General features: G+C 71.8%; 19 protein-coding genes and 1 pseudogene. 6 read left to right on the forward strand and 14 right to left on the reverse strand.

What is annotated here, in order from left to right:
* From BHU15_RS16690 to BHU15_RS16705, 4 genes and pseudogenes are all read left to right on the forward strand, one after another.
* A pseudogene (locus tag BHU15_RS16690) lies at nt 1–187 on the forward strand (2-oxoacid:ferredoxin oxidoreductase subunit beta); the annotation flags it as partial.
* On the forward strand, nt 184–504 hold the full coding sequence (gene fdxA / locus BHU15_RS16695) for a ferredoxin (RefSeq protein ID WP_069627916.1): 321 nt from the start codon (nt 184–186) through the stop codon (nt 502–504). The pseudogene BHU15_RS16690 and the gene fdxA, both read left to right, overlap by 4 nt.
* Before the next feature lie 153 nt (nt 505–657).
* On the forward strand, nt 658–1,671 hold the full coding sequence (locus BHU15_RS16700) for an AfsA-related hotdog domain-containing protein (protein ID WP_069627917.1): 1,014 nt from the start codon (nt 658–660) through the stop codon (nt 1,669–1,671).
* Nucleotides 1,672–1,679: 8 nt separating this feature from the next.
* The gene (locus BHU15_RS16705) at nt 1,680–4,445 is read left to right on the forward strand and encodes an AfsR/SARP family transcriptional regulator (RefSeq protein WP_069627918.1); all 2,766 of its coding nucleotides are present in this window, start codon (nt 1,680–1,682) and stop codon (nt 4,443–4,445) included.
* 56 nt (nt 4,446–4,501) lie between these two features.
* Here BHU15_RS16705 and BHU15_RS16710 read toward each other — a convergent pair whose 3' ends face one another.
* From BHU15_RS16710 to BHU15_RS16755, 10 genes are all read right to left on the reverse strand, one after another.
* The gene (locus tag BHU15_RS16710; RefSeq protein WP_079128183.1) at nt 4,502–5,341 is read right to left on the reverse strand and encodes a 4'-phosphopantetheinyl transferase family protein; all 840 of its coding nucleotides are present in this window, start codon (nt 5,339–5,341) and stop codon (nt 4,502–4,504) included.
* The gene (locus tag BHU15_RS16715; RefSeq protein ID WP_069627919.1) at nt 5,247–6,101 is read right to left on the reverse strand and encodes a 2-oxo acid dehydrogenase subunit E2; all 855 of its coding nucleotides are present in this window, start codon (nt 6,099–6,101) and stop codon (nt 5,247–5,249) included. The genes BHU15_RS16710 and BHU15_RS16715 overlap by 95 nt, the downstream gene beginning before the upstream one ends.
* Nucleotides 6,098–6,370 (reverse strand): hypothetical protein, encoded by a 273-nt coding sequence (locus BHU15_RS40855; RefSeq protein WP_023542139.1) that lies wholly within the window; start codon nt 6,368–6,370, stop codon nt 6,098–6,100. The genes BHU15_RS16715 and BHU15_RS40855 overlap by 4 nt, the downstream gene beginning before the upstream one ends.
* Complete coding sequence (locus BHU15_RS16725; protein WP_069627920.1) at nt 6,367–7,407, reverse strand: 3-oxoacyl-ACP synthase III family protein; 1,041 nt, start codon at nt 7,405–7,407, stop codon at nt 6,367–6,369. The genes BHU15_RS40855 and BHU15_RS16725 overlap by 4 nt, the downstream gene beginning before the upstream one ends.
* Nucleotides 7,404–10,454 (reverse strand): type I polyketide synthase, encoded by a 3,051-nt coding sequence (locus BHU15_RS16730; RefSeq protein ID WP_079128185.1) that lies wholly within the window; start codon nt 10,452–10,454, stop codon nt 7,404–7,406. Before BHU15_RS16730 ends, BHU15_RS16725 begins: the two co-directional genes overlap by 4 nt.
* Nucleotides 10,454–10,741, reverse strand: a complete 288-nt coding sequence (locus BHU15_RS16735) for an acyl carrier protein (protein WP_023542136.1) — start codon at nt 10,739–10,741, stop codon at nt 10,454–10,456. Before BHU15_RS16735 ends, BHU15_RS16730 begins: the two co-directional genes overlap by 1 nt.
* Nucleotides 10,742–10,852: 111 nt before the next feature.
* On the reverse strand, nt 10,853–12,643 hold the full coding sequence (locus BHU15_RS16740) for an acyl-CoA dehydrogenase family protein (RefSeq protein WP_069627921.1): 1,791 nt from the start codon (nt 12,641–12,643) through the stop codon (nt 10,853–10,855).
* On the reverse strand, nt 12,637–14,475 hold the full coding sequence (locus tag BHU15_RS16745) for an acyl-CoA dehydrogenase family protein (protein WP_069627922.1): 1,839 nt from the start codon (nt 14,473–14,475) through the stop codon (nt 12,637–12,639). Before BHU15_RS16745 ends, BHU15_RS16740 begins: the two co-directional genes overlap by 7 nt.
* Before the next feature lies 1 nt (nt 14,476).
* A complete protein-coding gene (locus BHU15_RS16750; RefSeq protein WP_069627923.1) occupies nt 14,477–16,336 on the reverse strand; it encodes a fatty acyl-AMP ligase in 1,860 nt (619 codons plus the stop codon).
* Between the two features lie 127 nt (nt 16,337–16,463).
* Nucleotides 16,464–18,398, reverse strand: coding sequence for an HAD-IIIC family phosphatase (locus tag BHU15_RS16755; RefSeq protein WP_069627924.1), 1,935 nt, complete (start codon nt 18,396–18,398; stop codon nt 16,464–16,466).
* Between the two features lie 192 nt (nt 18,399–18,590).
* Between BHU15_RS16755 and BHU15_RS16760 the strand changes: the two genes are divergently transcribed.
* Nucleotides 18,591–19,850: an FAD-dependent oxidoreductase gene (locus tag BHU15_RS16760; protein WP_069627925.1), complete on the forward strand. Its 1,260-nt coding sequence runs from the start codon at nt 18,591–18,593 to the stop codon at nt 19,848–19,850.
* 306 nt (nt 19,851–20,156) lie between these two features.
* Here the strand turns inward: BHU15_RS16760 and BHU15_RS16765 are convergent, their stop codons facing one another.
* From BHU15_RS16765 to BHU15_RS16780, 4 genes are all read right to left on the reverse strand, one after another.
* Entirely contained in the window at nt 20,157–21,392 is a 1,236-nt protein-coding gene (locus BHU15_RS16765; RefSeq protein WP_069627926.1) for a cytochrome P450, read from the reverse strand.
* A gap of 138 nt (nt 21,393–21,530) precedes the next feature.
* A complete protein-coding gene (locus BHU15_RS16770) occupies nt 21,531–21,947 on the reverse strand; it encodes a DUF4260 family protein (RefSeq protein WP_069627927.1) in 417 nt (138 codons plus the stop codon).
* Nucleotides 21,948–22,011: 64 nt separating this feature from the next.
* Nucleotides 22,012–22,782, reverse strand: a complete 771-nt coding sequence (locus BHU15_RS16775; RefSeq protein WP_069627928.1) for a thioesterase II family protein — start codon at nt 22,780–22,782, stop codon at nt 22,012–22,014.
* 110 nt (nt 22,783–22,892) lie between these two features.
* Nucleotides 22,893–23,693, reverse strand: a complete 801-nt coding sequence (locus tag BHU15_RS16780) for an AfsR/SARP family transcriptional regulator (protein WP_069627929.1) — start codon at nt 23,691–23,693, stop codon at nt 22,893–22,895.
* 208 nt (nt 23,694–23,901) lie between these two features.
* Here BHU15_RS16780 and BHU15_RS16785 point away from each other — a divergent pair, with 208 nt between their 5' ends.
* Nucleotides 23,902–24,186 (forward strand): DUF6059 family protein, encoded by a 285-nt coding sequence (locus BHU15_RS16785; protein ID WP_069627930.1) that lies wholly within the window; start codon nt 23,902–23,904, stop codon nt 24,184–24,186.
* The last annotated feature ends 274 nt before the right edge of the window (nt 24,187–24,460 follow it).

A 24,460-nucleotide genomic window follows, 5' to 3' on the forward strand; every position in this document is an offset into this window, starting at 1 on the left:
ACTCTCACGCCTCGCCGACCCCGACACCCTCCACCACACACCCATCGGCGTCCTGCGCAGCGTCCGGCGACCCGTCTACGACACCCTCATGAACGAACAACTCGACACCGCCGTCGAACAGCACGGCAAGGGCGACCTCTCACAACTCCTCGCCGGCAACGACACCTGGACAGTGGAGACTTCATGACGTACGTCATCGCCCAGCCCTGCGTGGATCTCAAGGACAAGGCCTGCGTCGAGGAGTGCCCTGTCGACTGCATCTACGAGGGTCCCCGCAAGATGTACATCAACCCCGACGAATGCGTGGACTGCGGCGCCTGCGAGCCCGTCTGCCCGGTCGAGGCGATCTTCTACGAGGACGCCCTGCCCGACGAGTGGTCCGGCTATCCCGCCGCCGAACGGGAGGTCTTCGCCGCGACCGGAGCGCCCGGTGGTGCGAGCGGGGCGGAACCACTGGCCCGGGACCATCCGATCGTCGAGGGAGAACCGGTCAAAGCGGGCTAAGAGCACAGGGTTCGGGGACGCCGGCAACGTGCTTCAGTGCGGCTTCCCCCGTCCTTCAGTGGAGTCGGGCAACGTGCACACCGTCAGACGCACATCCCCCCGCGAGCGTTTCCGCGGAGCCGCCGGACACCGCAGCAAAGGAATCCCAAACCCATGGACACCTTTACCGCACCCTCCCCCTCCCCCTCCTTCCTCGGCACGCACCATCTGGTCCACAGACCGGCCAGCCCCGAGGCCTTTCTGCTGAAGGCGACCGCCCCGACCCGGCAGAACTTCGCTTTCTCCGCCGAACTCCCCGAAGAACACGGGCTGTTCCGCGACTCCGCATCGAGCTACCACGATCTGCTGTTCCCTGTGGAGTCACTGCGCCAGACCATGCTGTTCGCGGCACGCAGATACTTCAGAGTGCCGTCGAGCTGGCACCCCGTCGTGGCCTCCGGCAGCGCCGAGATCACCGATCTGGACGCTTGGCGCCGCGAGGGGAGACAGGCCGGGATCGCTCTGGAACTCGGGGTGACACCCCTCGACATCGTGGGCGGCGTCCCGCACGGCCTGGAGTGCGAGGCCGCCGTCTCCATCGACGGCCGGCGCTGCGGCGTCGCCTCGGCCCGGCTGGCCTTCCTCGCCCAGGGCGTCTACCGCGGCCACCGCGAACTCGGGCGGCGGCAGAGCGAGGAGTCCCTGGCGGCCGGGCACTGGGATCCGCTGTCCCCGGGCAGGCCGCTGCCCGAACAGGTGGGTCACCGGGACAGCCGTAACGTCCTGGCCGGGCTGCCCGAGCACACCGGAACGGCGGACCATGACGAACTGACGTTCCCCATCGACGCCGGTGCCGCCGCCGAGTTGCGCTTCGAGGCCGACGCACCGGACGACGTGCCGCCGATGCTGTTCCTGGAGGTGTCGCGCCAGGTGGGGCTGCTCGCCGCCGCCGAACTGCGCGGCTTCGTTCCCTCGCACGCCGTGCTGTCCCACTGGCAGGCCTCGTTCCGCGGCTTCGCCGAGCCCGGACTGCCGCTGCACTGCACGGTGCGGGAGCGGGTGATCGGCGCGGACGGGCGGGTGCGCCGGGACGCGGCGGGCCGGCCGGTGGTGGAACTGCGGCTGTCGTTCCTCCAGGGCAGCCGGGTCGTGGCGCGGGTCTCCGCGTCCGTGCTGCAGGACTGCTGAGCCCCGTGATGAGATACCGAGTACTCGGCCCCGTACGTATGACGCCTCAGACGCCGTCCGCGGCCAAGCCGCGCGCGGTCCTCGCCACCCTGTTGGTACAGAGCAACACCGTGGTGTCGACCCATACCCTGATCGACGAACTCTGGGGTGCGGAGCCACCGCGTACGGCCACCACCACCCTCCAGGTGTACGTGTCCCAACTGCGCAAGGCCCTGTTGGCGGACACCGGCGAGGCCGCGGACGTGACGGGCACGGCGCAGCCCCTGCTGACCCGGCCCCCCGGCTATCTGATGCAGCTCGCCCCGGAGGAACTGGACCTGACCGTCTTCGAGTCGCTGCGGGCCGAGGGCCGGGCCGCGTACGGCCGGCGCGAGTACGAGGCGGCCTCGCGGGCGCTGAGCCGCGCGCTCGGGCTGTGGACAGGGCCCGCGCTCTCGGGCCTACCGCACGGACCCTCGCTGGAGACCTCCGCGATCCGGCTGAACGAACTGCGCGCGGAGGTGCTGGAACAGCGGATCTCCGCCGATCTGCGGCTCGGACTGCACCAGGAACTGGTCGGCGAGCTGATGGGCCTGGCACACGAACATCCGCTGCGCGAGACGCTGCACTGCCATCTGATGGTGGCGCTCTACCGGTCCGGCAGGCAGTCCGACGCCCTCCAGGCCTACCAGCGCGCCCGGCGCTCGCTGGCCGACGAACTGGCGGTGGAGCCCGGTCCGGTGCTGACCAGACTCCACGAACGTGTCCTCGCCTCCGACCCCTCGCTGGCGCGGCACGGTGAGCCCCCGCTCCGTCTCGTTCCCGTCGGCGGATCCGGCGACCGCCCGGCCGGCGCGTCGGGCAACGGGTCCGGCAACGGGTCCGCGGGGTACGGCCGGAACACCAGGCCCACGGTGTGGCTGCCGCCCGCCGCGGCGGACTTCACCGGACGCGAGGACCAACTGGCCGTCGGCGAGCGGCTGCTGGCGGGCGAGCTGCCCGGCCGGAACAGGGTCCTCGTGCTGTCGGGCCGGGCGGGAGCCGGAAAGACGGCGCTGGCCGTGCGGCTCGCCCACGACGCCGCCGGCCGGTTCCCCGACGGACGAGTCATGGTGACGCTGCGGGACGCCGACGGGCGTGCCGTCGAACCGCGGACCGCCATGGCGACCCTGCTGCGGCGACTGCGCGGACCGCGGGCGACGGGGTCGGACTCGGGCCCGGAACCGCTGCCGTCGTCCAAGACGGAACTCGCGGAGCTGCTGCACGAACGCACCGAGGGCCGCGAGGTGCTCATCATCCTGGACGATGCCGTCTCGGAGGCGCAGGTGCGGCCGGTGCTGTCGGCCGTGCCCGGAAGCACGGTGATCCTGACGAGCCGTCAGGTCCTCGGCGCACTGGAGAGCGCCCGGCACCTGACCCTCGACGTGCTCTCCACACGTGAGGCCGAGGCGCTGCTCATGGCGTGCGGCGGCCCGCGGATGCGGGACGATCCGGAGGCGGCGGGAGAGATCGCCCAGCTCTGCGGCCGGCTGCCGCTGGCCCTTCGGGTGGCGGCGGCCGGACTCGCGGCCCGTCCGCACTGGACCGTCGCCGGACTCGCCCGCCGGCTGCGCGACGAGCGGACCCGGCTGGCCGCGCTCGCGCTGGGCGATCTCGACGTACGCGGCACGCTGCTGACCGCGTACCGCGACGTGGACGAGAAGGCGAGGCGCGCCTTCCGTATCCTCGCGCTGGCCGCTCTGCCCGACTTCGCCCCCGCCACCGGGACCGCTCTGCTCGCCGTGGACCCGGTGGAGGCCGAGCGGATCACCGAACAGCTGGTGCAGGCTCATCTGCTGGAGGCACGGCGGCAGCCGGGGCGGCTGGCGCCCGTGCGCTACAGCTTCCACTCGCTGCTGCGCCCCCTGGCCCTTGAGGCGCTCGCCGAGGAGTCCCCGCAGGAAGGCCCCGCGGCCGTGGAACGGCTGTGCCGTGCCTTCCTCACCCTGGCCAGGCACGCGGACGCGCTACTGGCGCCCGGCAGAGAACGGCTCACGTACGAGGCAGAGCCGCCGTCGGCGATCTCCCCCGGCGAGGTGGTCGGCAACGCGCCGCTGCGGTGGTTCCAGGAGGAGGCCGCGAGCCTGTCGGAAGCCGTGCGGCAGGCGCACGCGGCCGGGTTGTGGAGTCTGTGCTGCTCCCTGGCGTCGGCCACGGCCGGCTACTACGAGGCGAGCGCGCTGTGGGACGAGTGGCAGACGACGCACGATCTCGCGCTGGACGCGGCCCGCCGGTCGGGTGACGCCAAGGCGGAGGCGGTGATCCAGCGCTCCCTCGGCGACCTGGCCTGGCAGCGCCACCAGACCTCACTGGCGAGCGACCGGTACCGCCTCGCCCGGCAGCTGTTCACTCGCCAGGGTGACCGGGTGGCGGCGGGTCGCTGTCTGTCCGCCGAGGCGGACGCGCTCCTGGCCATGGGGCAGATCGCGCGGGCGGGACACGGCTACGCGCGCGCCCTGTCGGTGAGCAGGCTGGTCGACGACGCGCGTGGCTCGGCCGAGTCGCTGCGCGGGCTGGCCCTGGTGGCGCAGCGCGAGGGCCGCCACGAGGAGGCGCTGGCCCGTATGAAGGAGTGCGAGAGCGCCGCGCGCGCCGCCGGCGACCGCCGCTGGACCGAGTACGCGTCGCGCACGGGGTCCGCCCTGCGTATCGCGCTCGCGTCGGGCCGGCCGGCCGGTGCGTCCTCGATCCCGCTCGAAGTCCGCCCCGGTGTCTGGCTCTTCCTCCCGTCACGGCCGGCCCGGCGGGCGGCGTGAGATCTCCCCGGTGCCGGGAGGGGTCCGACCCCGGCACCGGGCGAGCGATTCCGCTCCTACTCGCCCTGTGCCGCCAGCACGGCGTCGACGATGCCGGGGTCCAGTGCCGTGGCCGCCGCCAGGTCGGTCGTGCGTCCGAAGCCGTCGTCGCCGACGGCGACGCCGAGGGTGTAGCGGCCGGCGTACGACAAGGTGTGGAAGCCCCACGCGCCGACCGTTCCGGGGGTGCCGTCGGGGCCCAGCACGTCCGTGGGCGGCCGGTCCGGGGTGAAGCCGAAGTCGGTGAAGCCGAGCAGCATGCCGAGACCGACGGCCTTGCTGTAGGCCTCTTTCAGGGTCCACAGGCGGAGCATGGCCGGGTTGCGCTCCGCGACCGGCATGGCCTCGATGCGCTCCGCCTCGTACGGGGTGCACATGTGCCGGACGAGACCGGTTCCGTACAGGACGCGGTCGCCGCGCTCGGCGTCGACGCCGATGGCGCCGTCGGTGGCCAGGCCGACCACCAGCAGGTCGTCGGTGTGGCTGAGGCTGATGTGCAGACCGTCGTAGCCGCGCAGACAGGGCCGGCCGCCCAGGCCGTAGCCGAGTTCGACCGCTTCGGGCCGTACGCCGAGCGCGGCCGCGGCGGCGGACTTCAGCAGGACGCGGGAGGCGGCGAACCGGGTACGGATCCGGCGGTGCGTCAGCTCCTGGTAGCGCTCCCAGTCGTGGCCCAGGAGCGCGCGCAGCCGCGCGCCCCCCTCTTCCTGTCGCACGTCGTCCTGGCGGGCGCAGAGCACCGCGGCCCCGTGCCGGTCCAGTTCAGTGCGTACTTGGCTCCAGTCCGCCGAGGGGCCGGGGATCACGATCGGCGCCCCGAGGGTCGGGCCCCGGGTCGGGCGCCCAGGTGCCGTCATCGAAGGTCTCCATCGTGTGGTGGAGATCGGACAGCACGTCGGCCGCGGTCGCGCCGTCGATCACCCGGTGGTCGAAGGTGAGGCCGAGCCGCATCATCGGCGCGGGCACCACGACGCCGTCGCGGACCACCGCGCGGTCCACGACGCGGCCCGCGCAGAGCGTCACGGCGGTGCCGCCCGCCGAGTGGAACCCGTCGACCTCGCGGTGGCCGAGCGAGCTGACCGAGACGGTACCGAACACTCCGGCGCGTCTGCGCGGATCGCGCAGCGCCGCGGCGAAGGCGGCTCTGCCGAGCGGGACCGGAAGCCGGCCGAGCATCCGTACGCCCTTGAACTCGGGGAGTTCGGCGGCCTGTTCGCCGTGGTAGCGGTCGACGCGTTCCTGGATCTCACGCAGGTTCGCGCTCTCCAGGCCGGGAACGAGGGCCGAGAGCACGGTGCGCTCGCCCTCGACGGGCCGGTCCAGGGCGAGTTTGGCGGTGACACCGTCGAAGCGGACGATCCTCGGGCGTCGCAGCGGTCCGGGCCAGCCGGGGGCCATGACGGCGTTGGCCTCCGGGTGACGGTCGAGGGCGCGCCCGGCGGCGTACAGCAGATAGCTGACGACCGAGTAGCGCCGGCCGTTGTCGCGGGCGGCGGCGCGGTGCGCCTGGATCCGAGTCATGTCGACGTCGGTGTCCAGGTGCACGGGCCGCTGAGCCGCCGCCCACTCCAGGAAGTACAGGGTGTGGCGGCGGCGGCGCACGACGGTCGTGCTCACCCGGACACCGCCAGCTCGTAGATCTCCTTGAGGCTGCGGGCCACCAGGACCTTGCCGACCGGGACCTTGTGGCCGATGGCGGGTTCCAGGGCTGTCACAAGCTTGAGGAGGTACAGCGAGTCCCATTCGGGGAGTTCGTCGAAGTCGGCGGCCACCTGCTCGGGCGCGAGCGGCATCCCGATCTCGTCGTTGACGAGCCGGACGTAGTCGTCGAGCGTGAAGCCGTCCGGGGCGGGAACGGGCGCGGGGGCGGTGCTGTCGATGCTCACATCTTCTCCAGTGCGAAGCCGGCCTTGATCCATTTGCTGGACTCGACGGCGACCGCGAGGGCCCGCTCGCCGCCCGACATCCGCTCCAGCAACTTCTCGATCTGCAGGAAGGGCAGGGCGTTTCCGTTGTTGCCGGTGTCCGCGACGCACGAGATGTCCGTCGCGGTCGGTACGTCGAGTTCCTCGGTGATGCGGCGGGTCATCCGGCCGGACAGCTGGGGCGGCAGCAGATAGTCGAGCTGGTCGGCCTCCCAGTCGAGTTCCCCGAGCATCTCCCAGAGGATCTCGACCGCCATCACGGGCACGGACTCCTCGATGGCCTTGTAGTCCTCGATGAGGGCCTGCCGGTCGTCGTACCGGTCGGCGAGCCCGAACCACTCGATGACCTGGCCGGGCGCGCGGCCCAGCCCGGTGAAGCGGTTGAGTACGTGGCGCAGCGCGACGCCCTGTCCGCGCGGCTCGTCGGTGAGGACCGCCGCGCCGGCTCCGTCGCCGAACAGGACGTAGTTGACGAGGTCGCCGGGGGCGGCGCCGGACACGTCGCGCTGGAGGTCGAGGTGTTTGCTGCACACGTCGCCGCCGATGACGAGACCGGTGCGGTACTGGCCGGAGGCGATCATCGACTGGGCGACGCCGAAGGCCTGTACGGCGCCGGCGCAACCGGACTGGAGCTGGAAGGTGGGGATCTGGTCCAGTCCGAGCTGGTCGGCGACATGGTTGACGGTGGCGGGCATCAGGGTGTCCGGGGTGGCCGTGCCGAGGACGATGAACTCGATCTCGGACGGGTCGACGCCGGGGGCGGCGAGTGCCCGCTCGGCGGCCTGCGCGCACAGGTCGGCGAGCGACCAGCGCACCACGCCGGTGCCGAGGTCGCGGGCGAAGTACCGCGTCCTGGTGCCGATGAAGACCTCGATCCACTCCTCGTTGATGCCGAGCACCTTGGAGAGGGTGGCGTTGTCCACCGGGTCGCCGGGCAGTGCCGTGCCGACGGAGGCGAGATAGCTCGTCGGCGTCGTCCGTGTCGTCGCAGTGGTCATGCTGTCCTCTCTTCTTCCATGAGCGCCCGGTTCTCCTCGGTGCCGAAGTTCACGGGACCGGTTACCGTCGCGCCGAGTTCACGCAGGAAGGCGACGAGGTCGCCGACGGAGGAGAGCCGGGGCAGCAGGTCTTGGACGGTCAGGGTGCCGATGCCCGCGAGCCGGGCCTCCAGCCGGTTCTTGAGTTCCATGATCATGACGGAGTCGAAGCCGAGATCCTCGTAGAGCCGGTCGTGCGGGCCGATGTCGGTGTAGCCGCCGACCAGCCGGACGGCGCCGAGAACGGCGTCGGCGACCGGGTCCGCCGGGCCGCCGGGCCGGTCCAGGGTGAGGACGGACGCGGGGCCGGTCCCCGGCTCCGGGTGCGCCGCGGGCGCCGGGGCCGTCGCCACGGCGGCCGTGCCCGGTGCTCGTACCGGATTCCTCGCCCAGTAACGGTGTTCCGTCGAGAAGCTGTACGGCGGCAGCGGGTGCGCGACCCTGTCCTCGGGCGCGTACACGGCGTCCCAGTCGGGCTCGACGCCGCCCCGGTACAGCTCGGCGAGGGCTTCGGCGAGGGCCGGGCCGGCGGACTCGGGGCCGTGCACCGGCAGGACATGTGCCGGGCCCGCGCCCGCGGCGGGCTGGTCGAGGCGGCGGACCATCCCGGAGAGCACCGGCCGGGGACCGATCTCCACCAGGTGGGTCGGGCCCTCGGCGAGCAGTGCGGCGGCGGCGTCACCGAACAGCACGGTGGCGCTGATGTGTTCGACCCAGTAGGAGGCGTCCAGCGCCTCGCCGTCGAGGACCCGGCCGCGTACGGTCGAGTACACCGGGATCTCCGGCACTCCCCCGCCGACCTCGGCGGCGATCTTCGCGAAGCGGTCCAGTACGGGCCGCATCAGCGGTGAGTGGAAGGCGTGCGAGACCTGGAGTTCGCGGGTGGTGAGCCCCTCGGCGGCGAGCTTGGCGCCGATCCTTTCCAGGGCCTCCAGGTCACCGGAGAGCACGGTGGAGGCGGGGCCGTTGACCGCTCCCAGGCCGACCAGGGGTTCCTGCTCGGTCCACTGCCGGACATCTTCCCGGGACGCCTTGACGGACAGCATGCCGCCGCCCGGGGGGAGTTCCTGCATCAGGGCGCCGCGGGCGGCGACCAGCCGGGCGGCGCCGTCCAGCGGGAGGGCACGGGCCAGGACGGCGGCGGCGAACTCGCCGACGCTGTGGCCGAGGAGCATGCCGGGGTGCGCGCCGAGTGCCATCAGGGTCCGGCCGAGGGCGTAGCCGACCGCGAACAGTGCGGGCTGCGTCCAGCGGGTGCTGTGGACCGCCGCGTCGTCGGCGAGGACCAGGTCGCGCACGGACCGCCCCGTGTGCGGCAGCAGTGCGGCGTCGGCCTCGTCGAGGAAGTGGCGGTACAGCGGGGACTGTTCGTACAGTCCGGCGGTCATACGCGGGTACTGCGAGCCCTGCCCGGTGAACAGGAACGCGACGCGGGGCCGCCCGGCCGGCCGGCCGGAGAGCCGGTCGAGCAGCTCGGGTGCGGCGGCCGACTCGCGCAGTCTGGCGACGAGTTCACCGGTGTCGGTGGCGGCGGTCGCGAAGCGGTGGCGGTGGCCGGCCTTGACCCGGTTGCTCGAACGGGCCAGCGGGCCCAGCGGTACGCGGCGGGCCGCCGCCGCGTCCGCCTGGGCCAGCAGGTTGCGGCGCAGCGCCTCGGCGTTCGGAGCGGTGAGAGTGAAGACGGCGGCACCGACACCGCCGGGCGCGGCGCCGTTCACGGGTTCGGGGCGGGCGGCGTGGCCCGGCGCGGACTCCAGTACGGCGTGGGCGTTGGTGCCGCCCATGCCGAAGCTGCTGAGCCCGGCGACGGTGGGGCCGGCGGGCAGTCTCAGCGGTGCCTTGAGCAACCGGAGCCCGTGGTCGCGCAGTTTGAGCTGCTTGTTCTCCTTGGCCGCGAAGCGGCTCGCGGGGACCACCCGGTGGTGCAGGGACAGGGCGACCTTGATCAGCCCCGCGATACCGGCGGCGCCCTCGGTGTGACCGAGGTTGCCCTTGACCGAGCCGAGTGCCATGGGCTTGCCGCCGCGGTCGGCGTGGTGGTGGCCGAGCGCCTTGACCTCCATCATGTCGCCGAGACCGGTGCCGGTGCCGTGGGCCTCGGTGAAGACCACGTCGGAGGGCTCGACCCCGGCCCTGCGGTACGCGGCGCCGAGCACGTCCTGCTGGGCCCAGCGGTTGGGAGCGGTCAGCCCGTTGCTGCGGCCGTCCTGGTTGACGGCGATGCCCCGGATGACGGCGTACACGCGCTGGCCGTCGGCGATCGCGTCCCGCAGCCTGCGCAGCACGATCACGCCGACGCCCTCGCCGCGGCCGATGCCGTCGGCCTCCGCGCTGAAGGGCTTGCAGCGCCCGTCTGGGGCGGAGAGCCCGGCCTGGGTGTAGAAGATCGAAAGGGCCGGGGTGAGGGCCACGTTGACGCCGCCGACGATTGCGTGGTCGCACTCCTCGGACAGCAGGGCGTTCACCGCGAGATGCGCGGCGACCAGCGAGGAGGAGCAGGCGGTGTCGACGGCGAGGCTGGGGCCCTTGAGGTCGAGGTGGTACGAGATCCGGTTGGCGGTCATGCAGTAGCCGTTGCCGGAGCCGAGCTGAGCGGTGACGTTCGCGTAGTCGGTGAGGTGCAGTTGGGCCCACTCGTTGCCCATGATGCCGACGAAGACCCCGGTCGAGGTGCCGGCGAGGTTCCGCGGTGCGATCCCCGCGTCCTCGACCGCCCGCCACGCGGACTGCAGCAGCAGCCGCTGCTGGGGGTCCATGGCGGCGGCTTCGCGCGGCGAGATGGTGAAGAACTCGTCGTCGAAGGCGTCGGGGTCGGCGATGAAGCCGCCCTGGGTGGTGTTGGAGTGTCCTTCTTCCCCGGCTTCGGAGTGGAACTCCTTGGCGTCCCAGCGCTGCCGGGGCACCTCCCCCACCCCGTCTGCGCCGCGCATCATCAGGTCCCAGTAGGCGCCGGTGTCGGGGGCGCCCGGGAATCTGCAGTCGATGCCGACGATGGCTACGGGCTCCATCAAGCGCCGCCGCCCTTCGCGGCGGCCGCGGCGAGCTCGTCCATGAGGTGGCCGGCGAGCGCCTGGACCGTCGGGTAGTCCCAGGCGACCGTCGGCTCCACCACGAGGTCGAAGTCGTCCTCGATGTCCCCGCACAGGCTGAGGGCGGCGACGGAGTCGAGGCCGTACTCGGCGAGGGGCACGTCCGGGGCGATCCCGTCGGGCTGCCGCTTGAGGTAGAGGGCGATGCGCTCGGCCAACCACGTGGTCAGAGACTCGGTGGTGTGTCCGGTGGTCGGAACGGGCATGGTGGACTCCTCGGCGGGGATGGGCGGTTCGCTTGCTGTGGTGATGTCGCGCAGTCGGCCGGCCGGCGTGGAGGACGGGCCGGAGTCCGGTGGCGGCCGGGCGGGTTCCCGTCAGCCGGTGAGCGGGGTGTCGTACAGGTCGTAACTGCCGCGCGCGTGGAACCTGCGCAGTACTTCCTCGTGCACCCGGGCGTCGACGGACGCCGGGAGTTCGGCGGGCCGCCGGCCGAGCCGCCGGGCGAGCCGGTGCAGGGCGGCGGCGAGCCAGGCGGGGTCGGCGAGAAACGCGTCGCCGCCGTCGCGGGCCGCCTGCTGCCGGACACCGATCGCCGAGGCCGCCGCGAGCAGGACGGCGTACCGGTCGGCGAGCGCGAAGGTGCCGGGAGCGGCCAGCGCCGTACGGTCCTCGGGTGCGAGCGCGCGGCTCGCCTCCTGGATCCGCCGCAGCTCGTCCACCAGTTGGAGCGCGAGCCCTTGGACGGCCCGCTCCTCGGGTGTCGCGCCGGGCAGCCCGTCCACGGCCGCGACCAGGGTGGCGCTGAGCCCGTCCCGTCCGCTCGCCAGGGTGAGCCGGTCGTAGGGGATGTCCGGCAGGTCCGCGCGGGGCCGGAAGAGTTCCGCGGGGGCCGGTTCGTCGCTGAACCAGGAGCGGCGGGCCAGACGGGACAGCTGGGGAATGATCGTGGCCTGGCAGGCGGCGGAGCCTGCGTGGCCGAGGCTGAGCACCGGCAGGTCGCGGATGTGCTTCTGGAAGATTCCGTACTCGCCGTCACGGACGTAGAAGCGGGCCCCGAGCACGACGGAGAGCTCGCGCATGGCGTCGGTGAGCAGCTTGGGGACGAGGTACTTGGTGGCGGCGGCGAGGACGCTGGTCTGCTCGGGGAGCAGATGCACCGAGCGGGTCGCGGCCAGGGAGAGGCTGTCGCAGGTCAGGAGATCGGTGAAGGCTCCGGAGAGGGTGGCTCTGGCATGCGGGATGTCCATGACGGACTTGCGGTAGAGCCGCCGGCCCAGCGCGAAGCGTACGACGGTCCGCAGCGCGGTGTCGACGGTGCCGACGGCCATGCCGGGGAGCGCGGCCCGGGTGATCTGGAAGGCGCGCAGGGCGGTTTCGACTCCCTTTCCGGCCTCTCCGACGAGGGCCGAGGCGGGCACGGGTGTGTTGTCGAACCGGAGTCCGGACAGATGGCACCCCCGTACGCCGACGGCGTCGTAGCGGGGCAGTACCCGCCAGGTGTCCGTGTCGAGCCCCTCGCGCTCGACGAAGTGCACGGAGTGGCTGCGGCTGCCAGGCGCGGGGCTGGTACGGCTGAACAGCACCCAGGCGTCGGCGCGATCGGCGTTGTTGATGACCTGCTTGGCGCCGTTCAGCAGGTATCCGCCGCCCTCGGCGGGGCGGGCCTCGAACTCGTTGCGGACGAAGTCGTTGCCGTGCGCGAGTTCGTGGTACGCGACCGAGACCTTGCCGCCGCCGGTGAGGATCCGGGCGAGGCGTTCGCGCTGCGCGGCGTCCCCGGCGGCCCAGACGTTCACGGCGGCCATGAAGGAGGTCACGCCGTAGCCGAGGCCGAGGGCGACGTCGCGGCGGAACACCTGCCGCATGACACGTACCAGGGTGTCGAGCCGCTCCAGGCCGCCGCCCTCGGCGCGTGGCACGAAGTCGGCGCCGAGCCCCAGTTCGTCGAGAGCGCGCTCGCCGGCCTCGGGGAGTTCACCGGCCTCGTCCGCCTCGACCAGCCGGCCGTAGGAGAGTTCGTTGCTCTCGTCGGTGGGGTCGCCCAGCCGCCGGTCCAGTTCGGCCACGCGGGCAACGGCCCGCCCCTCCTGGCCCGGTGACCCGTCACCGTCCTGTACGGCCCCGGTCGCCGGGTGCGCGTCCTGGGGCTCTGTGCCGATCAGCATGACGTCCTCTCAGTCTCGCCGGAGGGCGCGGCGGGCGTCGCGGGCCGCCGCTCGGGGACCCGCTGCGGCAGCAACGAGAACAGCCGGCCCGATGAGCGGGCGGCCCGCAGGGCGCCCAGCAGCTCCTCGCCCGTCTCCCGGCCGTTCGCCGCCGGTTCGCCGAGGCGGACCAGCAACCGGTCGAGGGCGGCGCGCAGCCACAGGCCGTCGCGCCACAGCGCCCCCGTGCCGGGGTCGTCGCCGAGGCGGTCGGTGCTCCGTGTCCACAGGCCGACGCAGGCCGCTCCCGCCCAGCACAGGGTGTAGCGGCGCGCGACCTCGAAGGCGGCGGCGGGAACCTCGGCGAGTACGCCTTGGTACGTCTCCATCTCGGCGTGCACCTCGGTGGTGACGGCGAGCAGCCGCCGCGCGGCCTCCGCCACCGGGCCGAGCGCGGGGTTCCGTGCCGCCCTGCGGGTGATCTCCTCGACGGAGGCGGCGAGCCCCGCCACGACTCCGCTGCCGTGCCGGGCGACCAGCGACAGCTTCGAGGGGTCCAGGGGCGGCAGCGGCGTGGCGAGGTCGCAGGCGGCGCCGGCGCCGGCCGTGTCGCCGGTGCCGCGCTTGAAGCCGCGGACCAGTGGGCGGAACTGGTTCACCAGTGAGTTGAGGTTGACCAGGGTGTTGCCGTCGAAGAGCCCGACGATGCGATGGTCGCGCTCGACCTTCTGGAAGCGGCCGTTGGCGTGGACGTCCTTGAGGAAGGCGCGGGCGCCGAGCAGCCCGGTCAGGTCGGCGAGGAGCTGGTCGGTGCCGGTGGGCAGCAGGTACTTGACGACGGCCGAGGTGACGCTGAGTTCCGCGGTCTGGGTCTGTACGGCGCGGGCGGCGACCAGGGCGACCGCCTCGTGCAGCAGTACGTCGGCGGCGGCGCCGGCCAGCACGTGCCTGGCCTGCGGGATGTCGATCAGCCGCCGTCCGTACAGCTCGCGTTCCTCTGCGAAGTCCAGGCCGAGGCGCAGTCCGTGGTCGCCGGCGCCGAGCGACAGTGCCGCGCACATGGTGCGGGTGAGCTGGAGCGCCTTCAGCACGATCTCCAGGCCGGCGCCCTCGGCGCCGACGAGGGCGCTCCGCGGCACCCGGGCGCCGTCGAAGGCGATGCCCGAGATGTCGGCGCCGCGGATGCCGAGGGTGGGAATCTTCGGGAGGTGGCGGTAGGTGCCCTCGTCGAGTTCACGCTTGTCCACGAGGAGGACGCTGAACCCGCGCGGGCCCCCGTCCGGATGCGTGCGGGTCAGCAGCGACAGCACCGACCCCCGGGTGGCGTTGTTGATCAGCCACTTCTCACCGCTGACCAGCCAGTGGTCCGCCACGCCGTCGGGGTTCGCCGCCTTGTTCGCCTCGTTCGCCTTGCTCGCCTTGTCGTCGGTGCGCACGTCATTGGCCAGCAGGTCGCTGCCGTGGGCGCGTTCGGTGAGCCCGAGGGAGACGGGGACGCCGGCCATGATGTCGGCGCCGAGCCGGGCGCCCTGCTCCGCGGAGCCCGCGACCCATACGCAGACCCCGCCGAGGTAGGTCTTGCCGTGTCCGATGGCGCAGGTCAGATCGCGGCGGGCGACGGTGCGGACGAGCTGGAGCACCTGCTCGTAGTCGTGCAGTCTGCCGCCGTGCTCGACCGGTACGTACTCGTCGGGCAGGCCCCACTCCTGGAAGCGGTCGCAGATGTCGGCGGGGAACTCCTCCTTCTCGTCGAGTTCCGCGCAACGCGCGTAGGAGAAGACCTCGCCGGGGTCGTCGGGGTCACCGAGGAAACGGTCGAACTCCTCCGCGAGCCGGTAGGGCGGGTGTTCCACGTCAGACCACCGATTCCAGGGTCTGGGCGGCGTCGGTGGCGGCGGCCTCGGTTTCGGGCTCGGCCTCGGGCTCGGCCTCGGTGGCGGCGATCAGCTCCTGGACCGCGGGCTCCAGGACCTCGTACAGCGCGGTGATCCCGCCCTCCAGGAACAGCTTGCGCATCAGGGTCCGCTGGATCTTGCCGCTGGTGGTCTTGCGGACGGTTCCGGGGCGTACCAGCAGGACGTTGCCCGCGGGGATGCTGAACTCCTTGCCGATGAAGCTCTGGATGTTGGAGGCAACGGTGTGCAGGTCGGTGGCGACGGCGGCGGGGCGGACCTCCTGGATGGCCACCAGGTGCTCGCGGTCGGTCTCGACGGCGAAGACGGCGCCCGCGCCGGCGCCGAGGGCCTTGTCCGTCGACTGGACGGCGCGTTCGACGTCCTGCGGGTAGAGGTTGCGGCCCGAGATGATGACCAGCTCCTTGAGCCGGCCGGTGACGTACAGCTCTCCGTCGTGGAGTGCGCCCAGGTCGCCGGTGCGCAGCCAGCCGGTGTCCTGCTCGCCGGTGTTCTGCTCGTCGGTGTCCTGCCCGCCCGTGCCGCCGGAGATCTCCGCGTCGAATATCTCCTTGTTGGTCGCGGGCCGCTTCCAGTAGCCGGCGGCGACGCTGTCGCCCTTGAGCCAGATCTCGCCGATGTGTCCGCCGGGCTTCTCGACACGGGTCTCCGGGTCGACGACGCGGATCTCGAAGTCCCGCGCGATTCCGCTGCTGACGAGGGAGCGGGTGGCGAAGTCCCCGCGCGGGTCGGCCAGTTCGCCGCGCTCCAGCGCCTCGGCGTCGACGTCGAGCACGCGGGCGGCGGCGCCGCGCGGGATGCCGGTGACCAGGAGGGTCGTCTCGGCCATGCCGTAGCAGGGGAACATGGCTTCGGGGCGGAATCCCGCGGGCGCGAAGCGCTCGGTGAAGGCACGGACCGTCTCGGCCCTGACCGGCTCCGCGCCGTTGCAGGCGGTGGTCCAGGAGGACAGGTCGAGCGTCTCCAGCTGCGCGTCGGTGACCCTGCGCACGCACAGGTCGTACGCGAAGTTGGGGCCGCCGCCGGTGGTCATGCCGTAGTCGCCGATCATCTTCAGCCAGCGGTAGGGCCGCTTGAGGAAGGTGAAGGGTGCCATCAGGACGCCCTGGGCCCCGAGGTACATGGGGTGGAGGATGTGCCCGATCAGACCCATGTCGTGGTAGAAGGGCAGCCATCCGCCGCACACGCTCTCCGCGCTCGTGCCGATCGAGCGCTGGATCGCCGCCTCGTTGGCGAGCAGGTTGCCGTGCGAGACCACGACGCCCTTGGGGTCGCTGGTCGAGCCGGAGGTGTACTGGAGGAAGGCCAGGCTCTCCGGAGTGAGGGAGGGCGCGTGCCAGGCGCCCGCGTCGCCCTGGGCGGGATCGTCGGTGGCCAGGCACGCCACGTCGGTGAAGCCCTCCGCGGCCAGCCAGGCGGAGATCGCGGGAGCGTTGGCCGAGTCGGTGAGCACGGCGCACGCCTCGGCGTCGCGCAGGATGCCGGAGATACGGGCGAAGTGCTGGCCCTGTTCGGCGGGCAGCGGTCCGGGCACGGCCACGGCACCGGCGTACAGACAGGCGGTGAACGCCTTGATGAAGTCCAGGCCGGCCGGGTAGAGCAGGAGTACCTGGCGCTTCGCGGCGCCGCGGTCCTGGAGCCAGGACGCGATCCGGCGTGCCTCCTGGTCGAGCGCGGCGGAGGTGAGGTGCTGCGGCACCGAGCCGCGGGCATCGTCGGGCAGGAAGACGAAGGCATCCGCGTCCTTGCGGGCCTCGCTGCGCTCAAGAACCAGTTCCGTGAAGGTCCGGAAGTTCGTCAACGTCTTTCTCCGACCTCTCCGAGTTCCGCTGGCATGCGCCGGCGCGGGTTGCTCTGACATCACGATCGTCGTCCGGGGCGCTAAGGAGACGCTTGTGCGTTCCCGGCACCCGGTGGCGCGGAGCACGTCATCCGGTGCCACTGCGGATGGTCGCGTCGAGGGTCACATGTCCGGGCACCTCGGGCAGCCGGGTGAGCGGGTGTCTGAACTCGACCGTGCCGTCCACCGTTTCGGTGTCCTGCTCGAAGCCGAGCGACGGATAGAAGGCGCGCATCTTGTGGTTCTTGGCGGTGGGCCGGTAGCTCGCGCGTACCTCGGCGGCGCCCGAGTCCACGGCGTGCTCCAGCAGCGCGGCCATGGCGGCCTGCTCGATACCGCGGGCGAAGACCCGGCAGCTGAGCAGCATGTTGTCGATGCGCAGGGCGTCGTCCTCCCGGTGCGCGAAGAGGGCGCCGACGACCCCGTTGTCGCCGAAGCGGTCGCGGGAGCGTACGGCCAGCACCAAGTGGTCCGCCGAGCCGAGCCGTTCGCGTACGTCGGGCGCCTGGAGCCGGCGGGTGGTGAGGTTGAACTGGTTGGTGCGCAGGGTGATCTGGGAGACCCGGGCCACCTCGTGGTCGCGTACGGGGGCGACCTCGACGGACACGCCGAGGTCGCGCAGGTACTCCTCCATCGAGCCGGTGGACCGCCGCAGGTCCTGCCGTTCCGCCTCCTGGCGGTACTGCGCGACGCGGCCCCGGTCCTCGGTGGTCAGTTCCCGTACGTCGAACCAGCCGTCGGCGAGCAGCCGGTCGATGTGCAGCGCCGGTTCCTCGTCGAGGCCGATCACGGCGATCTCGGGGAGCGAGGAGGCGACGAGACCGCGTTCGAAGGGCGAGTCGTCGGCGAAGACGAAGCTGTCGGTGCCGAGGTTGAGCTGCTCGGCGATGTCCCGGATGTTTCCGTCCTTGGGTTCCCAGTTGGCGGCGATCCGGACGAAATCGGCCTCGCGCAGGGTCATGTCGGGGTGGTCGCGGAGCACGGCCAGCACCGGCTCCCGGTCGTTCTTGCTGCACACGGCGAGCAGTACGCCCTGACCGCCGATCTGCTTGGCCACCCGCTGGAGCCGGCCGAAGACCTCACCGCGGTAGGTGGTGGCGGCGGCGATGCCGTCGGGTCCGTCGTCGCCGAGGATGCCGTCCCAGAGGGTGTTGTCGAGGTCCAGGACGAGGACCTTCTTGGCCCTGCCGCGCAGCGTCCGCAGCAGATGGCCCGTCTGGCGCGCGTACCGGGCGAGCACCTCCTCCCCCAGGTACACCTTGGCGTAGGCGGCGAGCCGCGGGTCGCGGACCGGTCCGCTCTCGGCGATCAGCGGCTCCAGGTCGACGACGTGCAGCCGCGGGTGCGCGGCGGCGAGCCGCAGCAGACCGATGTTGAACTCCCGCCAGATGATGGAGAGTTCGGTGCGGGAGCGGTGATCGACCAGCTGCTGCGTGTGCTGGGGCAGCAGCGGCAGGGTGTTGAGTACGAGCGTCCCGGTGCCGTGTTCGTCGTAGCGGGAGGCGAGCTGGTCGAGGAGTTCGAGTCTGCCGGCGACGCTCCTGGCGACGTCCTCCGTCCCCCAGGGCAGCGGCAGTTCGTCGAAGACGATCTGCGCGTCGAGGAGGCACAGGGCGAGTTCGGTGCCGGGGGCGTACAGGTCACTGGTGGTGTCCTGGAGGTCGCGCAGCCACAGGTCGTGGTCACCGACGCGTACGCGCAGCGGGATGCCGTGGCGGGCGAGTTCCGCGGTGAGCGGCGCGGTCAGCCCGTCGACGGTGCCGTGTCCCGTGACCGCGACGGTCGCGGGTACGACGCCGGGGTGGCGCTCCGCGATGTCCTCGGGAACGAGTTTGGCGAGCAGCCTGCCCGCGCGGGACAACTGGGCGAACCCGTCGTCCTGCTGCGCGAGTTCGGCGAGCAGTCCGGGCACCGCCGGGTACTCGGCGGCGAGCCGTTGCTCGCCGTGCAACGCGCGGAGCCGGACGAGGGGGCTGACGGGGCCTGTGCGGTCCAGGTCGGACGTCGTCACTGCTGTCCTCACGGTCGGTTCGCCTCTCTGCGGGGGCGGGCGCCTGGGAGCTTGGGCCCGGACCCTAAAGACGGGCTTGCGCGTAGGTGCCCGGGCGATCGGGCGGGCGCCCCGGCCGCCGTGCGGGCCCGCCCCGCAAGAGCTGCTTTAGGCGGGCTGCGGACCATCCGTGGATATGACTCCTTCGGAAAGGCAGCAGCGACGATGACAACTGAGCTGACCGCGGACGTGTGTGTGGTCGGAGGAGGCCCGGCGGGACTCACGCTGGCCGTCGAACTCGCCAAGCGTTCGGTCTCGGTCGTGGTACTGGAGCAGAGCGGTCACTTCGACCGGTCGTTCCGGGGCGAGTCGGTCTCTCCCGACTCCGTGTGGCTGCTCGACAAGCTGGGCGTCCTCGGCCGGCTGGACGGCGCCTACCAGCAGATGCACGGAATGGAGATCATCGACTCCGGCAGCACGGTGCTGCGCGCCGACTTCCGCCGCTTCCCCTACCCGCACCCCTACCCCGTGGAGATGCCCCAGCCGGCGCTGCTCTCGGCCCTGGCGGACCTCGGGCAGGAGGAGCACCCGGAGCACTTCACCCTGGTGCGCCGCGCGACCGCCACCCGACTGCTGCGCGCGGAGGGCGAGAACGGTCCGGTCACGGGGGTGGTGGCCCGTACCCCGGAGGGCGAGCTGACGGTGCGCGCGGCGCTCTCGGTGGCGGCGGACGGCCGGTTCAGCAAGGTCCGTGAGATGTCGGGCCTGCCGTACACGAAGCTGCCGCTGGACCGTGACGTGGTGTGGCTGAAGCTGCCGTTCCCGTCCGAGTGGGACGACCGTACGTATCGCATCCGGATCCGCGGCGACCAGCACGGGCTGTTCATCCCGACCCACCCGGACAGCGTGCGCGTCGGTTTCAACATCCCCAAGGGCGGGCTGAAGGAACTGCGGGCCCAGGGCCTGCCCGCGCTGTACGAGCGGCTGGGCGGGCTCGCTCCCGAGCTGGCCGAGTCGGTACGAAGTGAGATCCGCTCCTGGTCCGACACCTCGATGCTGGACATCTTCACCACGATGGTGCCGCGCTGGTCCATGCCGGGCCTGGTCCTGATCGGCGACGCGGCACACACGCTGACGCCGATCCTGGGCCAGGGCGTCAATCACGCCATCATCGACGCGGTGACGCTGGCCCCGCTGGTGCGGGACGCCGTCGACGCGGGTGGGGACGAGGCGGCGCTGGCACGGGCGGGCGCGGAGTTCCAGCGGGCGCGGGAGGGGTCGGTCGCCAAGTCGCGCGCTCTGCAGCTGCGGCAGGAGCGGCTGTTCGCCCTGCACGGCGTCGGCGGTGTCGGCCGCCGCTCGCTGTACCGGGTGGTCGACCGGAGCCAGAAGCTCAAGGAACGGGTGCTGGCGGGCGCGTACTTCCAGCTTCAGAAGCCGGGGCCGCATGTCGTGGAGGCGCAGTCCCCGTCCACCCGGGTGTGACCGTTACCGTCCGCCGGCCGGTAACGGCGGAGGCAGGACAAGGGGCCCGGCCCGCACGTTCTCGTGCGGACCGGGCCCTTGCCCTGCGGGCCGGCCGGTGACGGGGGGATCAGGGCCGGCCCCAGGGCGTGTCCGCAAAGTAGCGTCGTCCGCCCTGAGGGCGGGGCTCACGGCGTCTGGTGCGTGCGATCGCAAGGCGGAGGATCGCCCTCGTACTGGACGTACTTGGGCGACTCCGACAACGCGGCGAGCGTGCGTGCCAGGCGTCGTGAGCCAGACGGGACTTTGCGGACGCGCCCTGGTCCTTCACCAGGTGACAGGCAGCTCCTTCAGGCCGTGCACCATCATCCCGGTCGTCAGCTCCAGGGAACCGACCTCCTCCGCGAGCCGCAGACCCGGGAAGCGGTTCAGCAGCGAGGAGATGACGATCTGGAGCTCCGCCCTGGCCAGCGCGGCGCCCACGCAGAAGTGCGGGCCGTGGCCGAACGCGACGTGGTGGACGGCCTCGGGCCGTTCGGGGTCGAACTCGTTCGCCTGCGCGCCGGGGAAGCGGTCGGGGTCCTGGTTGGCGGAGCAGACCGCCGCCAGGACCGCGCTGCCCTTGGGGATGAGCGTGCCGCCGACCTCGACGTCCTCCAGGGTGATCCGCAGCGGGCCCCCGTCGCCGATCGGGTTGACGCGCATCAGTTCCTCGATGGCGTGGTCGAGCTTCTCGGGGTGCTCGCGCAGCATGGCCATCTGCTCGGGGTGGCGCAGCAGGGTCAGGACGATCTTGCCGATCATGCTGACGGTGGTCTCGTGACCGGCGACGAGGATGGTCGCCGCCATGACGATCAGCTCGTACTCGTTGAGGCTGCCCTCCTCGTCGCTGGCGACGACGAGCGCCCCCATCAGATCGTCCGTCGGCTCCTCCCGCTTGCGCTTGACGAGCTCCCCGAGGTACCCGATCATCTGCTGGCGCTGGGCGGCCATCTCCTCCGGCGTGTGCGCGGTGATGGAGACGAACGCGTCCGACCACTCGCGGAAGCGGTCACGGTCCTCGAAGGGCACACCGAGCAGTTCGCAGATCACCATCACCGGCAGCGGGAAGGCCAGCGCCGTGTTGAGGTCGACCGGCCCGTCGAGCTTCTCCATCTCGTCCAGAAGACCGTCGGTCAGCTCCTGGATCCGGGGACGCATGTTCTGCACACGGCGGGCGGTGAACTCCCGTGAGACGAGCCTGCGCAGCCGGGTGTGCTCGGGCGCGTCCGTGGTGAACAGGCTGCCCGGCACCGGAGGCGTGGGGGTGAGCTGCGGCGCGTCGGGGGAGATGGTGGCGGCACGGCTGAACCTGGCGTCGGCGAGCACGGTGCGCACGTCGTCGTAGCGGGTCACCACGTAGCCCTCGTCGCCGGTGGGCAGCCGGACATGGGCGACGGGGCACTTGCTCCGCAACTCCTCGTAGACGGGAGGCACTTCGACGGCCGAAGGGCGGTGGAACGGGTAGTCCAGTACAGGTCGGTCGGTCTCCGACCCGCCATGCGTCGTGTCCGTCGTGTCCATACGTTTCCTCCGGCAACAGGTGCTCAGCGGTTACTTGTGCGGTGGTTCGGGTGACCGACGCGCGGCAGGAGACGCGGTCGGGGACCTGGACGAGCCTCGCAGCGACGCCTTGTGCGAGGCCAAAGCGCCGCGGTTGTGTCAGCGCTGCCAGCCGTCGGGGGTGCGCAGGCCGTATCCGAGGGCCCGGTCGGCGGCGATGTGCACCAGCCAGGCCAGCCCGAAGTTGAACACGGGGACGGCGACGGACGGGGATTCGGGGATCAGACAGCCGAGCATGACGACCACGGGCACGACGGGCCGGTGCAGAAGGTTGTAGAGGGGTACGGCTCTGCGGGGCAGTTGGCCGTGCCGGTGCGGGCCGCCGGAGATGCCGGCGAGGAACGACAGGTCGGGTGCGACGGCGCCGGCGAGTGCCGCGACGAGCACCCATCCGCCGTACTTCGTCGCCTCGAACACGGCGAAGACCAGGAGGAGGACGAACGCGACCACCCAAGCCGTGCGGACCGGCCGTGAGGCCGAGCTCCTGGTGGCGCCTTCCGTGGCGTCGTGAGTCACGGGACTTACTTCCTTTCGGGATGGATCTGTACGAGCGACCGGCCGCGGTCGCGGTACCGGCCTGCTACACCGTGACCCGCTCCGAGGCGTACCGGCGTGTCAGGGAGGCGAGTTCACGCAGAAAGGCGCCCTCGTCCGATCTGACGAAGAAGTGTCCGCCGGGCATCGTCCGCACGTCGCAGCCGCTCCCCGCGTGCCTGCGCCAGGGAAGCATCTCGTCCACGGTGACGAGGCGGTCCGCGTGTCCGGCGAACAGGTGCAGCGGTACCGGCAGCGGCTCGGTGTGCGGGGCGACGCTGCCCATGCACAGCCGGAGGTCGTCACGGACCACCGGAAGGAGCGCGGAGAGGAATTCGGGATGGTCGAGCAGCGTCTGCGGGATGCCGCCGAGCGCGGCCAGGCCGGCGGCGAGTTGCTCGTCCCCGGCGTCCGGGTCCGCGAGCGCCGGGGACGGCAGGTGCGGGGCACGGTAGGCGCTCAGCACGAGCGCCCGGGGCAGGACCGCCCCGCGCGACTGCCGCCGCCGCGCGAGGGAGTACGCGATGAGCGCCCCCATGCTGTGTCCGTAGAAGACGTGGGGCTCGGCCAGCTCCTCGTCGAGCTGTGCGTCCAAGTCGTCGATGAGGGCGTCCAGTTCGGTGAACCTGGGTTCGTCGTACCGTTCCTCGCGGCCGGGCAGTTGTACGGGCATCACCCGTACTCCGGCGTCAAGGGCGTCGAGGCCGCGCTGCCATCGCCGGTACGCCGAGGCGCCGCCGCCCGCGTACGGAAAGCAGAACAGCCGTGTCGCGGATTCCGGTTCGACGCCCGGACGCTTCCGGGACAGGTATCGCATGGTGTCGCTCCGTCTCGGTTCAGTCCAGGGGGTGAGCGAGCCGTCCGGGTGCGGGTCAACTGGGGGGCGTGGGGCGGGCCCGGCCGACGGGGCCACACTGCCCCGTGATGCTAAAAGGCTGCCAAACTCGGCGCGGCGAGATCGAGTTGAGGGTCCGCGGCCAGGATCGCCCGGTGCAGTTTCTGTACCCGCGGTGAAGGCTCAATGCCCAGCTCCTGGGTGGTCGACGCGCGTAGCTTTCGAAAAATTTCAAGCGCTTGCCAGGATCGTCCACATCGATAGAGCGCCAGCATCAGGAGCCAGTGCAGCTGCTCCTGAAGCGGGAAGCGCTCGGTGAGCGCGAGGAGTTCGCCGATCACCTCGGTGTGTCTGCCGAGCCGCAGATCCGCGGTGATCCGCCCCTCCAGCGCGGAGCGCCGTGCCTCCTCCAGCCGCAGCAGCTCGACGCGGAGCGCGGGTCCGATGCGTACGTCGGCGAGGAGCGGCCCACGCCACATCTCAAGTGCCTGGCCCAACAGCACCGAAGCTGTCTCGTCGTCACCGCCGGCCAGGGCGCGCAATCCGCGACCGGTGAGCTGCTGGAAGAGGTCCGCCTCCATGACGGGCGCGGGCATGTTCAGCCCGTACCCGGCGTAGCTGCGGCTCAGCACCTCTTTCGCCGCGCATTCGTGCTCCGGTCCCAGGGCATCGGCGATGGCCCGGCGCAGCTGCTTGACATACGTCTGCACAACACCCGCGGGCCCGCTGGGGGGACTTGAGTCCCACAGCTCCTCCGTCAGCGTCGTCACATTCACGTCGCGGCCCGCGTTGACCGCCAGCAGCGCGAGCAGCTGCCGCGGCTTGGCCGCGCTCGGCACCACGGAAGTGCCGTCGATGCTCACCACGAGCGGCCCGAGAACTCCGATCTTCATGCCACTGCTCCTTCCGCCTGCTGGAACACTGACACGTTGTCGTCCGTGGCGACACTTACCCGATCATGACTTCGGCGGGAAATTTTCATGGTCACGACCTCCCGCGACGCGCTTTAAGCGACGCTTCAGGCCGAGCGGCCACCATGGGCGCCACCAGAGGCCGTCGCGGGACCGCCTCGGCACCAGCCTGAGAGAACGAGGTGCGCGCATGGGGCTGAGGTCCTGGCTCCGCAGGGCCTGCGACAGCGTGTGGAACATGCTCGTCGAGTACGGCGCCATCGCCGTCGGCCCCCTGCCCGGCGTCAACTACCCCGACCCGGACGCCGACCCCGCCCCCAACCCGCGGCCACCCGCGCACGGCCACGGAAACGGCGACCGCCTCCAGGACCCCCCGGCCGGCCACCCGGAACGACGCTGCTCGACGCCCCCGAGCCGGGTCGAACAGGAGCTGTGGGCAGGACTCGGCGTCGATGTGAAGGAACCGGGAAAATGACGCACGGCCGAGCGGTCCGGTCCGAACCTGTGTGAAGCGGCAGACGAGTCGGGCTGTACGCCGGGGAGAATCGCCGCAGCGCAATGACCTGTACAAACATGCAAGTGACCACTCCCACGGCTACTTTGACGGCTACGTAAACGCGGATGCGCTTCCCCCACCTCATTTAGAGCCGCGCGCCCTGTCGCGAGGATGGGTCAGAACGGAGCAAGGTTCAGGGGTTTCGGAATCAGCCCTCGCAGGCTACGCGGACCACGACGGCTGCTGTCGGCCC

Source organism: Streptomyces niveus (genome assembly GCF_001723055.1).
Classification (GTDB): Bacteria; Actinomycetota; Actinomycetes; order Streptomycetales; family Streptomycetaceae; genus Streptomyces; species Streptomyces niveus.

Coding starts and splice junctions, on each gene's coding strand:
- BHU15_RS16735 (WP_023542136.1), bottom strand. CDS start 10,741: ATGCCCGTTCCGACCACCGGACACACCACCGAGTCTCTGACCACGTGG.
- BHU15_RS16785 (WP_069627930.1), top strand. CDS start 23,902: ATGGGGCTGAGGTCCTGGCTCCGCAGGGCCTGCGACAGCGTGTGGAAC.
- BHU15_RS16705 (WP_069627918.1), top strand. CDS start 1,680: ATGAGATACCGAGTACTCGGCCCCGTACGTATGACGCCTCAGACGCCG.
- BHU15_RS16725 (WP_069627920.1), bottom strand. CDS start 7,407: ATGACCACTGCGACGACACGGACGACGCCGACGAGCTATCTCGCCTCC.
- fdxA (WP_069627916.1), top strand. CDS start 184: ATGACGTACGTCATCGCCCAGCCCTGCGTGGATCTCAAGGACAAGGCC.
- BHU15_RS16740 (WP_069627921.1), bottom strand. CDS start 12,643: ATGCTGATCGGCACAGAGCCCCAGGACGCGCACCCGGCGACCGGGGCC.
- BHU15_RS16700 (WP_069627917.1), top strand. CDS start 658: ATGGACACCTTTACCGCACCCTCCCCCTCCCCCTCCTTCCTCGGCACG.
- BHU15_RS16775 (WP_069627928.1), bottom strand. CDS start 22,782: ATGCGATACCTGTCCCGGAAGCGTCCGGGCGTCGAACCGGAATCCGCG.
- BHU15_RS16730 (WP_079128185.1), bottom strand. CDS start 10,454: ATGGAGCCCGTAGCCATCGTCGGCATCGACTGCAGATTCCCGGGCGCC.
- BHU15_RS16760 (WP_069627925.1), top strand. CDS start 18,591: ATGACAACTGAGCTGACCGCGGACGTGTGTGTGGTCGGAGGAGGCCCG.
- BHU15_RS16710 (WP_079128183.1), bottom strand. CDS start 5,341: ATGACGGCACCTGGGCGCCCGACCCGGGGCCCGACCCTCGGGGCGCCG.
- BHU15_RS16765 (WP_069627926.1), bottom strand. CDS start 21,392: ATGGACACGACGGACACGACGCATGGCGGGTCGGAGACCGACCGACCT.
- BHU15_RS16780 (WP_069627929.1), bottom strand. CDS start 23,693: ATGAAGATCGGAGTTCTCGGGCCGCTCGTGGTGAGCATCGACGGCACT.